At 35.9% G+C, this 14,692-nt stretch carries 16 protein-coding genes; 12 read left to right on the forward strand and 4 right to left on the reverse strand.

The annotated features are described in order from the left end of the window. The first annotated feature begins 76 nt into the window (after positions 1-76). Positions 77-727, forward strand: a complete 651-nt coding sequence (locus tag O7776_RS08460; RefSeq protein ID WP_274310158.1) for a hypothetical protein — start codon at positions 77-79, stop codon at positions 725-727. 26 nt (positions 728-753) lie between these two features. Next, complete coding sequence (locus O7776_RS08465) at positions 754-1,410, forward strand: Type 1 glutamine amidotransferase-like domain-containing protein (protein WP_274310159.1); 657 nt, start codon at positions 754-756, stop codon at positions 1,408-1,410. Between the two features lie 125 nt (positions 1,411-1,535). On the opposite strand, the gene O7776_RS08470 is transcribed toward O7776_RS08465, so the two are convergent. Beyond that, positions 1,536-2,099: a nitroreductase family protein gene (locus O7776_RS08470; protein WP_241370522.1), complete on the reverse strand. Its 564-nt coding sequence runs from the start codon at positions 2,097-2,099 to the stop codon at positions 1,536-1,538. Positions 2,100-2,687: 588 nt separating this feature from the next. Here O7776_RS08470 and trxA point away from each other — a divergent pair. Continuing rightward, a complete protein-coding gene (gene trxA / locus O7776_RS08475; protein WP_274310160.1) occupies positions 2,688-3,002 on the forward strand; it encodes a thioredoxin in 315 nt (104 codons plus the stop codon). Between the two features lie 154 nt (positions 3,003-3,156). Continuing rightward, positions 3,157-3,756, forward strand: a complete 600-nt coding sequence (locus O7776_RS08480; protein WP_274310161.1) for a class I SAM-dependent methyltransferase — start codon at positions 3,157-3,159, stop codon at positions 3,754-3,756. Between the two features lie 126 nt (positions 3,757-3,882). On the opposite strand, the gene cydC is transcribed toward O7776_RS08480, so the two are convergent. Then, a complete protein-coding gene (gene cydC, locus O7776_RS08485) occupies positions 3,883-5,547 on the reverse strand; it encodes a thiol reductant ABC exporter subunit CydC (RefSeq protein WP_274310162.1) in 1,665 nt (554 codons plus the stop codon). Beyond that, a complete protein-coding gene (gene cydD, locus O7776_RS08490) occupies positions 5,516-7,246 on the reverse strand; it encodes a thiol reductant ABC exporter subunit CydD (protein WP_274310163.1) in 1,731 nt (576 codons plus the stop codon). Before cydD ends, cydC begins: the two co-directional genes overlap by 32 nt. Before the next feature lie 222 nt (positions 7,247-7,468). Between cydD and O7776_RS08495 the strand changes: the two genes are divergently transcribed. From O7776_RS08495 to O7776_RS08525, 8 genes are all read left to right on the forward strand, one after another. After that, positions 7,469-8,503: a sensor histidine kinase gene (locus tag O7776_RS08495; RefSeq protein ID WP_274310164.1), complete on the forward strand. Its 1,035-nt coding sequence runs from the start codon at positions 7,469-7,471 to the stop codon at positions 8,501-8,503. Beyond that, the gene (locus O7776_RS08500; RefSeq protein WP_274310165.1) at positions 8,496-9,131 is read left to right on the forward strand and encodes a response regulator; all 636 of its coding nucleotides are present in this window, start codon (positions 8,496-8,498) and stop codon (positions 9,129-9,131) included. Before O7776_RS08495 ends, O7776_RS08500 begins: the two co-directional genes overlap by 8 nt. 359 nt (positions 9,132-9,490) lie before the next feature. Beyond that, positions 9,491-10,825, forward strand: coding sequence for a cytochrome ubiquinol oxidase subunit I (locus O7776_RS08505; protein ID WP_274310166.1), 1,335 nt, complete (start codon positions 9,491-9,493; stop codon positions 10,823-10,825). Beyond that, positions 10,822-11,850, forward strand: coding sequence for a cytochrome d ubiquinol oxidase subunit II (locus O7776_RS08510; protein WP_274310167.1), 1,029 nt, complete (start codon positions 10,822-10,824; stop codon positions 11,848-11,850). Before O7776_RS08505 ends, O7776_RS08510 begins: the two co-directional genes overlap by 4 nt. 12 nt (positions 11,851-11,862) lie before the next feature. Continuing rightward, positions 11,863-11,958: a cytochrome bd oxidase small subunit CydS family protein gene (gene cydS / locus O7776_RS20315; RefSeq protein WP_408641627.1), complete on the forward strand. Its 96-nt coding sequence runs from the start codon at positions 11,863-11,865 to the stop codon at positions 11,956-11,958. 181 nt (positions 11,959-12,139) lie between these two features. Then, on the forward strand, positions 12,140-12,568 hold the full coding sequence (psiE, locus tag O7776_RS08515; protein ID WP_274310168.1) for a phosphate-starvation-inducible protein PsiE: 429 nt from the start codon (positions 12,140-12,142) through the stop codon (positions 12,566-12,568). Positions 12,569-12,699: 131 nt separating this feature from the next. Then, complete coding sequence (locus O7776_RS08520; RefSeq protein WP_274310169.1) at positions 12,700-13,125, forward strand: hypothetical protein; 426 nt, start codon at positions 12,700-12,702, stop codon at positions 13,123-13,125. Positions 13,126-13,203: 78 nt separating this feature from the next. Continuing rightward, positions 13,204-13,470, forward strand: a complete 267-nt coding sequence (locus O7776_RS08525) for a hypothetical protein (RefSeq protein ID WP_274310170.1) — start codon at positions 13,204-13,206, stop codon at positions 13,468-13,470. Positions 13,471-13,681: 211 nt separating this feature from the next. On the opposite strand, the gene O7776_RS08530 is transcribed toward O7776_RS08525, so the two are convergent. Next, positions 13,682-14,542 (reverse strand): AraC family transcriptional regulator, encoded by an 861-nt coding sequence (locus tag O7776_RS08530; protein WP_274310171.1) that lies wholly within the window; start codon positions 14,540-14,542, stop codon positions 13,682-13,684. Positions 14,543-14,692: the final 150 nt, after the last annotated feature.

Raw genomic sequence — 14,692 nt, forward strand, 5'->3', positions numbered from 1 at the left:
TGGGACTTTATTTGCTGTGATCTAAATCAATTGGTATATTTAGTTAAAATATTTAAATTTTAGGGGTGTAGATTAGGTGAAAAGAATAATAGGATGCTTGAGTCTTATGTTTATTCTCGTTGCTTGCTCAGATAATAATCGCGATAACTCTACAAATAGTGATGATATAGATGAAGTAAACGCTTCGACGCAGATTCTGGAAGATAAAACCACTCAAATTGACAAACTAGAAAAGCAGATTGAGGAACTTCAAGCTGATTTGTATAATATTCAAACTGATTTTAACTTTAAGAAAGAGGAAGCAGATTACTATAAGCAATGGATTGATGACCTTATTAAAGGCTATAGTAACGCTCAATTAAAAGATTTAGCAATTAAGTTATGGGATTATGAATTGGAAATAAACGGAATAACTGTTCCGACAAACGGTATAGTTGAAATACATGAATCTATCATTGAGATTTCTTTGATGGAAAGACAACCCGCCTACCTGGTATTACCAAATGAAATATTAATACAAGGACAAATAAATGGAAATTATACGGAGCACATCACAATGAATTCTGAACCTACTGAAACATATTTCACTGATGGAACAGTTGTTACTGGAATCCATCATAAATTTGTAGATGTAAAGGAAGGCTCAACTAATTCATTTACTATTACTGAAGAATTAAAAAAACGACTTGGATTAGAGACTACTCAGATTACAATTAATAATCGATGAACATTTCATTTTCTACGGGGGTACTTATGAAAACTCACTATTATTTAGGTTGGTTTAACGATTTTTTTCCTGAAAAACTAGGCAAGGTGTTACGGGAGGATATAGCTGATAGAAAATCACTCGCTATGATTAGCTCGAATCCATTTTCATATGAAGCTGATGGTGCTACTGAACGCTTGTGGCTTGATCAGGCCGGCATTATGTTTGATGAATATCATTTAATTAACTATCACGTACAGAAGGAAGATGCCCAAACCTTAATTCAAAATGCTTCAGTCATTTTCTTGTTGGGTGGGGATACTCTTAAACAAAATGAGTTTTTAATGGAATATGAATTGTCGGATGTGATTAAAAAAAGCGAAGCCGTTGTGATGGGGGCAAGCGCTGGAGCGATCAACATGTCCGCTAAATGGGTATGCTCGAAAAACTTAGGCTATAATGTTGAAAAAAGCTCTGTTTACAATGGAATCGGCTTGAACGATTTTTCCGTCCTGTCTCACTTTGATCTTGAAAACAACATTGCTTTGGTTCAAGACGAACTGTCGGCCTTATCGGAAGAAATGATTATTTATGCTTCGAACAAAGATTGCGCAGTACGTGTAAAGGGAGACAAAATCGACATTATAGGCAATGTATTTTTAGTTTCCCACTCAAAGATTCAGAAATTGGATGAAACGCTTTAGTTGTGGGAAATGGCAATGGCATAACTGAATTTAATCTTTATGCAAAATTTCTCCTTGAAAAAGATTTCCTATTTTATTTGAAAAAAGCGATGTGAACAACAAGATTCACATCGCTTACAGCAATCTTATTTAAATGAACCTTCGAATACGATTTCTTCTAATGGACGGCGACCAGATGGTGTTTCACGTTGTTGTAGCTCAGGAGATAGCATTTCTTTGTCTCCTTTATAGCCGATTGCAATAGCTAAGTGAACATCAAAAGTTTCTGGAATGTTAAATGCTTCTTTTGCTACGTCTTTATAAATGCCGCTCATTGGGTGAGTGACTAAGCCCTCATTAGCAGCTTGTAATGATAAGAAGCCCCAAGCTGTTCCTGCGTCAAATTCATGAGAGCCCTTTGTATTATCAGATACAACTAAAACAAGTACAGGTGCATTTTTTGCCCAAACTAAATTACCTTCCATTAATACAGGATGGAACTTCGCTAAATCCTCTTCCGTTTTCGCAACGATGAAGCGCCAAGGCTGGTTATTACCAGAAGATGGGGCCCAGCGAGCTGCTTCAAAAAGACGGTTTAATACTTCCTCTGCTACCGGTGTGTCTGCGTATGCACGTGGTGACCAACGATTTAAAAATACGTCGGCAATGTCATGCTCCGCTGTACGAAATTCTTTTGCTTGAAATGTCATATGAAAATCCTCCTCATTGTATGTAAGTAATACAATACTTATTTTGATATAGTTACTTACTTTTTGCAAATAATATGATTACATAAAGTAAGTAGATAATTTATGGTTAGTGGAATATGCTGATTAATTCTTGCATATTTTTTCAAAAGGAAATAATTATATAAAAAATTATTTGATTACGGGCTTACTGTTAATAGTTGTATTTCGCAGTCGAAGTAATTCATTACCTTCAGATGACCCAGTTTTTCATTTTCGTAATTGACCGATTTTAAGAAAGTGAAAACACAATTACTGTCTAAGAATTTTGGACAAATCACTTGACTAAATACCTATAGGGGTATATGTTAATGGTGTAAGTTGCTTATAAAAAAACACGTAATGTTTGGAGAGTTTTAGTGGAAAATCATCATGTACTCCAATAGTTGGTCAATTGGACATACTGGACAAGGCTATCAAGTAATGTCGATCTCCATTACGAGACTGTTAGCCGCAGTCTGAAAAAAATGGTGCAAATGTGCGCTAAGTAAGAGAGCAAATATTACACCATTTAGTATGAATTAATTATAAAATTTTTAGGAGGCTATACGTATGGCTATTGTACATGCAACAGATCAAACATTTGAAAAAGAAATTTTAGAGGGAGTTGTGTTAGTCGATTTTTGGGCAGCTTGGTGTGGCCCATGTAAAATGATTGCCCCAGTCCTTGAGGAAGTAGATGCAGAAATCGGTCATGAAGTAAAAATCGTAAAAGTAGATGTGGATGAAAACCAGGTGACAGCTGCACAGTATGAGATTATGTCGATTCCATCCTTACTATTATTTGTAGACGGAGAAGTAAAGGCAAAAACAGCTGGCTTCATGCCGAAAGAACTGTTAATCGAGTTCATTAGCGACAACAAATAAAGGTGTGAAAGGTCGTATGCATTTTGTATACGACCATTTGCCTTTTTAGTGGATAAGAAAGTATAAGATTTTCAAATTAATTCACATAAGAAAAGACAGTAATTTGCGCTATTATGTGTTTTTCTAATTTTCGATATCGAAAGGAATGTTCAAAATGAACCAATGGGATGAAAAATTCAAATCAGATACGTATTATTATGGGACAAAACCGAATACGTTTTTAGAACAACAAGAGAAGATCTTCGGGCAAGCGAAAATGATTGCGTGTTATGCAGAAGGTGAAGGAAGGAATGCGGTATTTTTAGCAACAAAGGGGCATGATGTTACTGCATTTGATTACGCACAGGAAGGGTTACAGAAAACGATAACATTAGCGAAGTCACAGAAAGTACATGTAATAACAGAATTAAAAGATTTAATTAAAGACCCTTTTGAAGTGGGGCGCTATGACGGAGCGGTCATGATCTTTGGTCATTTTTCAAAAGTCGATCAATACGAAGTGTTAGATAAAATTGTTGGTTCATTAAAAGCGGATGGCATCTTTTTAATGGAAGTGTATGAAGATGCACAATTGCAATATCAAACTGGTGGACCAAAGGAAATCGACTATTTATATAACGAATCGGAGTTATACAATTGGGCAAACAAACATGACGTACTTCATTTCGCATGTGTAGAAGTAGACCGAGTAGAAGGAATTGGTCATAACGGGAGAAGTAAAGTGCTTCAATTGATAATGAAGAAAAAAATATAAAGTGATGAAATGTCTTTTCGTTACTGAGTCAGGACATAAGAAAAAGTGAAATCGTTGACTGCGATTTCACTTTTTTTTTTATTATAGAACTGTAATGAAATGAAAATAGGAAGCCATCTGACGAATTCATTTTTTGTGATACATCGAATAGTATAACCCTTGCTTAGCTAATAATTGCTCTTCGGTACCAGATTCTATAATTTGTCCTTGCTGCATGACATAAATGCAATCAAATTGGTCTAGATTTGATAGTTTATGTGTAACCATAATGAGCGTTTTATTATTTGCTTCGTTCATAAGCGTGTTAAATAAGGATTGCTCTGTTTGTATATCCAAGCTTGTAAATGGCTCGTCTATAATCCATAAATCACTTTCTTTTAAAAGAAGGCGAGCAAAGGCTAAACGCTGCTTTTCACCACCAGAGAGATTGCCGCCTTTTTCGAAGATTGGATCTTCTAAATTTTTTGCTAGGCAGGCTTTAGTAAGTGCCTGCTGTAATGTAATGTCTGCTGCTTTAGGATTAGCAAACAGTAAATTACTTTTAATCGTGCCAGAGAAAAAATGATTGTGCTGTAACATCGTACTAATATGCTCGTATAGAGAAGAGATACGAATGCAATCGATGTCATCATCTCCAATAAAGAATTCCCCCTGATTTCTTATAAATTCCTTCATGAAAAGCTGCAACAGTGTAGATTTACCAGAGCCACTCGGACCGATAATCGCCACTTTCTCACCCGCACGAATGTCCATTGTAATATTTTCAATGGCTAATCGTGTAGCTGAAGGATACTGATAGGATACATTCCTTAACTGAATGGATTGCTTTAAATCATTTAAATCTATTGAGCCATCTGTTACTTTTTTCGAGGTAATCTCTTCAAGTTGATCAATCGCTTTTTTCGTATGTTTTGCAAAAATAGGCACCATTGAAAGTGGTACAGCGGATTCGAAAACGGTTAACGATACGAGCACAATCATTGCTAAATACACACCTTCTAATTGCCCAATCGTAGTAAGGTAAGCACCGACAAAAACAACACTAAAGCCTGTAAGTAGGGCAATGAGCTGGTTCCATAAATAAGAAGTTTGTTCTCGGTCGAGCTCTTTTCTACGATTTGAGGCGTAGCTTATGTGTAATTTTGATAACGTCTTTTTACTCGCATGTAATTGATTATGAAGAAGCAGATCTCGATAACCATAAAAATATTCCGTTGCGTTGACAGTTAACTGCTTTTTTTCAGCAGTTGCTGTATGAAATGGACGACGATACAAAGCAAATGGAATGACAATACTTGTTAACACTATTCCAATTAGTAAAATGAAGGCAATCCATGGCGAAAAGAATAATGTAAATAAAATCGTTGCTAAAAATACAAGTAACGCAATGAAAGGTGGATACAGTACACGTAAAAAGAAGTTTTGCAGCATTTCAACATCACTTGTAATACGTGCCAGCAAATCGCCACTTTTATAGTGATTGAGTACATGTGCTTGCGGCAATAGTTTTTTGAAAAAATCCAGTCGCAAAATACTAATAAATTGAAACGTCACGCGGTGTGAAATATAGCGTTCAGCGTATTTACTCGCGGATTTTGTTACACCAAATAATTTTAAAAAGGCAGTTAAAATTAAGATGATGTAAAAGGGTGGCATAAGGGCTGCCTTTGAAATTAGTAGACCACTTTGCGCAAAGAGGGCAACCGCAGTTAAACCGCTCACTGTACCAGCTAATAAGGCAAGGAGCACATTTTTTTTATCAGTCCATATCATCTGTAATAACTGTTGCATGATTAAGCCCTCCTTTACGTAGGTTTTCATAAAATGGATGATTTTTTAAGGATTTCGGTGTTCCAGATGCTGTGATGTTGCCATCTTCTACAATATGAATAACATTTGCGAAACGTATGCTTTCATATTGATGAGCAGCGATAATAACCGTAGCAGTTTCACGTAATACACATATCGACTGCATTAATAATCTTTCAGTGATCACATCTAATCCCGCAGTTGGCTCATCAAAAAATACGATAGCAGGCTTTTTCACAAATGCTCGTGCAATCGCTACTCGTTGTTTTTCACCGCCTGATAAGCCAAGTCCACCTTCTCCAATTAGAGTTTCGAGACCCGTTGGTAATTGATTTAGCCAGTCGAGTAAGTGTGCCTTTTGTAGCGCTTCATATATTTCTTCGTCAGGCAGCTCAGGTCCCATACAAATATTTTCTTTTAATGTACCTGCAAAAATATAAGGATGCTGCGAAATATAACTTGTTTGTGCATACCAATCTTCAGCCCGATATGAACTACGTGGTGCGTCATTTAATAGCAGTGTGCCGCCATCTAGTTCAGTTAAGCTCGCTAGCATATTTAAAATTGATGTTTTCCCTTGACCTGTTTGTCCGATAAATGCGACCGTTTGCCCAGGGTGAATTGTCAAAGATAAAGGACCAATCACTGGACCATGTGAATAACTAAAGCGCGCATCGTGCAATGAGATTGTAGGTTGAATAGCTAAGGGAGCTGTACCCCATTTAACCGGCTTTTCGGGTTGTGTTAGCTGTTCCTCAATTAATGCTGCTGCCCCTAGACTACCTCGACCAGTGTGAAATGCAGCGCCCAATTCTTTTAACGAATTATAGTACTCAGGTGCCAGTGTCAAAATAAAAAAAGCAGGTGCAAAAGTGAGTGTTTTAAAAACAATCATTTGGAAGCCTATTTCGAGTGCAACGAGTCCGATGCCAAGTGTGGCAATTAATTCAATAAAGAGCGTAGAAGCAAAAGCTATTTTTAAGACACTTAGCGTCCGTGACATAAAGCCCGCGTTACTGTCAGCTAATATTTGCTCCTGCTGTTTACTTTGACCAAATAATCGAATCGTTTGCAAGCCTTGTAGTAAATCTAAAAATTTTCCGGAAAAGCGATTCAATGCATCTAATTGTTCTTCCGATTTTTTCTTAGTTTGTATCCCGATGATGATGTAAGTGATTGGAACAAATGGAGCGGTAATCAACATAATCCAACCGCTATTTGGATGAACGATAAAGATCGTAATTAATATCATGATTGGTACGATAATTGTTTTAATCACTTGAGGGATATATTCTCTGTAATAACTTTCAAGCTGGTCCACTGTATCAATTAAAAGCGTTACTTTTTCGCCGGTTTGAGAGGCGACGTGCTTTTCCATTGCTGTGAGAGACCAATGTTCGAATAATTTCTCTCGAATCGATTGTTTCACGCCTTCCGCTAAGAGCCCCCCAATTCTTCCCATTGTAAACTGCGCTACCAATCTTACAATAATCGCTAAAAGAAAGTATGCGAAGAACATATATGTCTGTGAAAAATCACCTTTTTCGATAAAAACATGGTTCACGATTTTTACGATGCTCATTCCTTGTAAAACAATGCTGCCCCCAATAAGAAATGAGAGAGAAATTAATATAAATAATTTAGATTTTTCTGCATGTATGAAATGCTGTAAAAACTGCATATCATCATCTCCTTTCTTATATAATAGGCTATTTTTTCTAAAAGAAAACTAGGGGTTTTCCACTAAAAACGTTTGATTTGATTAGCGGAAACCCCCTTTATAATTTATTTTTGCTTTATTTATGATAAGTTTGAACAATTCAGAGACATTTTCATAATGCAGGCAGTATTGTTTAAAAAAGAAGCTATAAGAAGGATAATAAATAAAGAGGAGGAGATTGACATGACATCTCGTTCACCAATTGATTATTTAAAAGATATTTATGAACACATTCAAGATGGCATTATTATAATGAAAACGAATCGAAAAATTATGATGATGAATCCAGCAGCCAAAAAATTAACAGGCTGGAAAATCGGTGACACTGTGCCGTTCTGTACATTTTGTATGGAAAGACAAAAAGAAGAGGGCGAGCCTACCTGTTATTTGATAGCAAATAGTGAAGTTCCTTCTTTTCTATCTCAAATGCCTACATATCACGGCATGAAAATTGACGTAGAAATGAGTACGGCTGCCATTTATTCGAATGATGAAACAGGTGAGACAGAATACTTACTTGTACTGCGTGATCAGGAGACATTTAAAAAGGCACAAGAGGTAGAAACAACCAAAAAAATGATCCGAGCCTTAATAGAAGCTAAAGAATCTGAGCATAAGCGTCTTGCTCAAGAACTACATGACGGGGTCGGACAATCATTATTCACCGTTTCAGTGGCCTTACAAGCCGTTGATTCATTTATAAAAGATAATGACAAACTAAATCAATATATTAAAGAGGTACAGCAGGAACTTCAAAAAGCGATGGATGATGTTAATGCCTATTCGCATCAATTACGTCCACACAGCCTAGATCAATTAGGTTTAGAACCGACGATTCGGATGATGATTGAAAACATTATGAAAAATCTACCTTCGATTTCAATAGAGCTTTCAACAAAAGGCTTAGATCGTTGTGATCCGGTTGTAGAAATCAATTTATATCGAGTTATTCAAGAAGCTCTGCATAACGTAGTAAAATATGCAAATGCCAATAAGGTTCAGATTCGCATTGTAAAGGATAAAACGCATATTTATATGAATATTCGGGATAACGGCAATGGATTTAATCGAGAAAATATACAAAGTGAGGGCTTAGGATTGAAGCATATGGAGGAACGCATTGATTTACTAAATGGAAAGTTCGACATTGATTCAACGATAGGAAATGGTACATCGATTGACGTCGTTGTACCTAGTTGGAGATCGGAGCATGATTAACGTTTTATTAGTAGATGATCATATTCTCATTCGTAAAGGCATTGCTTTATTATTAGAAAATCAGGGTGATATTTCTGTAGTAGGAGAAGCGAATGACGGTGAGGAGGCCATCCAATTAGCGTACCAAAAGAACCCAGATGTAATATTAATGGACATTTCGATTCCAAATGGAATTGATGGTTTTACAGCAACAAAGGAAATTAAAAAGAATCTCCCTCATATAAAAATCATTTTTTTAACAATGCATAATGAAGTTGCTTTTATCCAACAAGCAATCGAAGTTGAAGCTGATGGCTATATTTTGAAAAATAGCCAAGGTGGCATTATGTATGAGGCAATTCAAGCAGTGATTCATAACAAAACCTATTTCGAAGTTGGATTACCGCCTGAACAAATTGAAAAATTATTTAAAAATAAAGGAAAGCAAAAAAGTGATGTACTTTCTACACGGGAACAAGAAATTGTACGCCTAACAATTTTAGGCTATACCAATGTACAAATTGCGGAAAAGCTATTTATTAGCTCTAAAACCGTAGAAAGTCACAAGTCTAACATTATGCAAAAATTAAAAGTCAAATCTAAGGCAGAAATAATTCAATATGGCATAGCGAATGGCTATATCAAATAATATAGATGAAGCTCAATACCTACTAAGTGGTGTTGGGCTTTTTTTTATAGTTTTGTCCACAATCTGCTCAAATTTTTAAGCAGTTATAGTGGTAAACCCCTATATTTTAAGATGAATTATCTTACTATAATAATTTACATTAGTAAGATTGATCTTTTAAAAGAGGTGAATAAAAATGAAAAAAAGGTTTTTGATTGCAAGTTTCACATTATCGGCCATTGCAATGGTGGCTATTGTTTCAGCGATTTTCTAGTGGATAAGAGAATGTAACTTTTTTAAGGAAATCCCCATAAGAAAAGGCATCATTTTGCGCTATTTGGCTCGAAATGTGCTTTTCTAAGGAATAGGAGGCAAATAACATGGAGAACTCAGCCGTATTTTGGAGCAGAGCATTAACAGAACTAACTTTATCCTTCCATATACTATTTGCAACACTTGGTGTCGGTGTACCACTTATGATTTTAATTGCTCAATATGTAGGATATAAGAAAAATGATGAGCACTATACATTAATGGCTCGTCGTTGGGCACGGGGCTTTACGATCACAGTAGCGGTAGGTGTTGTAACGGGCACAGTAATTGGTCTACAGCTATCTTTATTATGGCCGCAATTTATGGAGTTGGCAGGACAAATTATTGCACTGCCTTTATTTATGGAGACTTTTGCATTCTTTTTTGAAGCAATCTTTTTAGGGATTTACTTATATACTTGGGATCGCTTTAAAAACCCAAAGCATCATATGTTGTTACTTATCCCAGTAGCGATTGGTGCTTCGATGTCAGCTGTATTTATTACGGTGGTCAATGCCTTTATGAATGCACCACGTGGCTTCGATATCGTTGGTGGTGAATTAATTAATATCCAACCAATTTTAGCAATGTTTACGCCAGCGATGCCAACAAAAATTGGGCACGTATTAACATCAAGCTTTATGACGGTTGCCTTTATACTGGCTGCAATTGCTGCGTATAAGTTATTAAAGGGTGAGGAACAGGTATACCACAAAAAAGCACTTTATTTAATGATGAAACTAGGAATTATTTTCTCAATCGCGACAGCTGTTGTTGGTGACTTCTCTGCGAAATATTTAGCAGAGTATCAACCTGAAAAATTAGCGGCAGCGGAATGGCACTTTGAAACAGAGGAAGGTGCTGATTTAATCTTTTTCGGTGTTTTAGATGGCGAGGAAGTCAAATATGAAATTCGAATTCCAAAGGTTTTAAGTTTCTTAGCGAGCGATGATTTTAATGCTGAAGTTACAGGGTTAAATGAGTTTTCAGAGGATGAAAGACCACCATTAATCATTCATTACTTCTTTGATATTATGGTGTCAATTGGTGTTCTGATGATTTTCCTTTCTCTAGCCTTTGTACTAGGGAAATGGAGAAATTGGCTATGGATTGAAGCTCGTTGGTTTAGATGGCTGATTGTCTTAAGTGGGCCGTTATCGCTTGTAGCCATTGAAGCAGGATGGTGGCTAGCAGAGCTAGGACGTCAACCATGGATATTATATGGATTAATGCGAACAGAAGATGGTGCTACGACAGCAACTGGTGTCGAATGGCTGTTCATTGCATTTGGTATTGTGTATTTAATTCTTGGAATTGGAAGTGTGGTTGTACTTCATCGAATGTTTAAAAATAACCCTGTTGAAAAGGAAATAGCTGCACGTAAAGGCGGTGTACATCAATGAGTTTAGAGTTATTAGGTATTTCCGTTCTTTGGATTTTCTTATTTGGTTATGTTATCGTAGCGTCGATTGATTTTGGGGCAGGATTTTTTAATGCATATAGTTTGATTACAGGTAAAAATCATATTTTATCGAAAGTCATCAAGCGTTATTTATCGCCGGTATGGGAAATTACAAACGTCTTTTTAGTGTTCTTCTTTGTTGGAATTGTGGGGTTCTTTCCGCAAACAGCTTATTACTACGGGACAATTTTATTAGTTCCAGCATCTGTAGCGCTAATTTTACTGACGATTCGAGGTAGTTACTATGCATTTGAATCCTACAGTGGTACGCGAGGTCATAAAGGCTATGCACTGGCTTATGGGTTAGCAGGATTATTTATTCCGGCATCGCTATCTGTTGTTTTGACGATATCTGAAGGTGGCTTTGTGATGATGAACGAAGCGGGTCCACAATTAGATTACGGGGCATTACTTACAAGTCCGCTCGCTTGGTCGATTGTAGCCTTAAGTGTGACAGCCGTACTTTATATTTCCGCTATATTTTTAACATGGTATGCACAAAAAGCTGGAGATCAAAAGGCGAGTGATTTAATGCGTAAATATGCATTAGTATGGGGGATTCCTTTAATTATCAGCGCATTTGGCATCATAATTGAACTACGATCTACTGACAATTGGCATTATGAGCAAATGATTGATTTATCATGGTTATTTATTGTGTCAGGAATCTTATTTTTAGCGACGTATTGGTTACTTTGGGCAAAAAGTAAGTATGGTTTAGCCGTGACCTTATTAATCTTCCAATTTGCGACAGCATTTTTTGCCTATGGGATTTCACATTATCCATACTTGTTGTACCCATATTTAACGGTTCACGATAGCTTTACAAATGAAACGATGGCCATTGCACTTGTTGTAGCATTTATTGCGGGACTTTGTTTACTTGTACCATCTATTTATTTAGTATTTAAGCTATTTATCTTTAACAAGGGTTATATTTCCGGAGAGGATGAAACGCATGTATAAGGAGATGACAACATGAGTGACTTTTTAATATTCTATGCACCATTTATGATCGTATTGCTAGCGATTATTGCAGCGTTCGTTGTCGCAACAAAAACAAAATCACATTAATCTATCTTGAAACAGGAGACACCTAAATGGTATTAGGTGTCTCTTTTTATTGAAGCATTTTTAGAAAAAATTAGTTCTTTTTAGCAATCCAAAAATTTTTTGAAATAGTAATCGCTTACAAAATTGACATCCTACAAATGATGGAATAATCTGAAAATATACCGTCTGGAGGTGCGTAATAATGAAGCGTTTAACGGATCCTAAGCCATTTAAGGAATTGATTCCGAAGGTTTTGCAAATGATTTTGAATGTCGGTTTAACGGTACTTGCGTTTGCTTTATGCGTCATGCTCATTATTGAAATGGTGGAGTTTTTAAAGTTTATCGTTGGCGGAGAAAAGCGAGAATACAAATATTTTTTAGCGAAGATTTTAGTATTCTTCCTTTATTTCGAGTTCATAACTATGATTGTAAAATACTTTAAAGAGGATTATCATTTCCCGCTTCGTTATTTTATGTATATTGGAATTACGGCGATGCTGCGGCTTATTATCGTCGAACATGATTCCGCGATGGATACGCTTATTTTTGCAGCGGTTATATTAGTTTTAATCATAGGTTACTATATTATTAACATTACCCCGAGAGAGCGACCACTGCGAAAATCGTAAATTTACGCCTACTTGTATGTCGCGAGTAGGCTTTTGTTAAGAGATTTAACTGATATACTATTATTGAGGGGAATTGGAATTTGAGTTAGTTATTATCATAAATATGTCAACGATATAAGAAAAGGTGTAAGATGAAAACTTTTTATCATAGTTTAATCATGTGGATACCATTTGTGCTGTTGTTTTCTTGTGCAGCATTTGGCATAGAATTAATAGAAGGAAATAAAATCAGGACTACGGAATATTTTGGATTGAATGATTTAGGCCCAGCTTTAGTATTCATTGAGACCTCTATAGTGATAATTTTATATCCGATTTCGTTTATGCCTCTAACATTCATCGTAAGTAAATATGTGAAAAAACCTGTATTCAAAATGATTATATTCACTTTGTTTGGCGGGGGAATGGGGACATTAGTTTTTAAAATCATCTATGATGCGCGATTTATAGAAGAATTTAATCTAAGAATTATTAGCCCAATTCTTCTTTTTAGTGTTGCCGGTTTACTCTTTGCATTGGTTGAAATTGCTATTAAGAGAAATATAAAATTTGTTTGATAATGGTGTTGTTAGTTTGAATATTAATCTTTCATAATCAAAAAACAGAATCCATTTTAATCACTAGAGGGTATACCATTGCCAGCAAATAAATTGTCATTTTTATGTGTAGCCTTCAATGTAACGTTAAGTATAATCAGTTTTTTAGCGGGCTATTTTGACGGTAATATTTTTCGGGTTTTAAGTATAGGTATCCTTTTTTTACCACCAATAGTGACATTTTGCGGCGTTCTTTTAGGAATAGGTGCAATTGTGTTAAAAGAACCTTTCATCAAATCAATTACTGCGATAGGACTAAATATTGTATTCATATTTGCATATAACTATGTTTTTACTAATTTTTAGATTGAATGTGAAGGAAGTTCACCCTATTTTAATGAGCAAAAACCATATCGCAATATATGAAAGCTTAGTTGGTAATTAATTAAACAACTGAAATTGGTAGTTCAAATAGTATGATGGTTGGAACTGCTTTAGGTAAAGTGCTCAAAAAAATCGTATGTGCCCATTAAAGGTTCACATACGATTTTGTTCACTTGAGAGCTGAAAATTGAAATTATTTTATCGGAATCCAAATTTCAGAATAGCAGTCAGGGCTAGATGGATCATCATCTGTATATACCTCTAACTCGGGTGTTCCGGTTGGTGTATAAGGATGGGCAGGGAACCATTCACTATAGATTTGCTTCCACGTATTTTGCATCGCATCTGGCATCGCTCCATGGACTTCAAACTTCACCCATTTTGATGAAGGAATCGTTAAAGTCTCAAAGTCATCTGAATGTGTAATAGACGTTGTCGCAATCCAATAGTCAATCATTTCTGTATGTGCATAGTCGGCATGGGCTACACAAACACCAAGTATTCCGTCAATGACCCCATCATTTTGCTTACTTAGCAGTTCCGTTGTGCCATTTGCATTGGCCTCGTCCCAAAATAACGGGATATTTTTTGTGTTTTCACCTGTTTTACAATTGTACGTGCGTTTTGAACCTAAAATTTGAAAGCTGTCTTTGTCAATAATTTGATAATTCATGGGTTCCGCTCCTTTCAAGCTCACATGTATTGTTAATGGGAGATAGCTCGTTATAGTACCTTCTTGCTTTCTCACCTCTGAAGGGGAGAGTTGATGCTGCTTACGAAAAGCCTTCGTAAAGGATTCAGGTGAATCATAGCCATACTTTAATGCAATCGTAATAATTTTTTCGTCTGTACTAATTAAATCCTGTGCGGCAAGCGTCATTCGTCGTTTTCGAATGTAGTCAGCAACGGTCATATTGGTTAAAATTGAAAACACACGCTGGAAATGAAATGCTGAGCAATGTGCCTCTCTTGCAATATCCTCGATCGCTATTTCTTCTAATAAATTCTTCTCAATATAAGTAATGGCTTGCTGAATCGATTGAATCCATGTCATTTTATCTGCTCCTTCTAAACACAGTATAACAATATGCAATGAGTAGAACCTGTCCATTTATGCGTTCTTTGGACAAGTAAAGATAGTAGTCTCATTCACAATTACAATATTAACTAACATTGAACAAATTTACTAACAAAAAATGGATTA

The sequence above is a fragment of the Solibacillus daqui genome (assembly GCF_028747805.1).
Taxonomy (GTDB): domain Bacteria; phylum Bacillota; class Bacilli; order Bacillales_A; family Planococcaceae; genus Solibacillus; species Solibacillus daqui.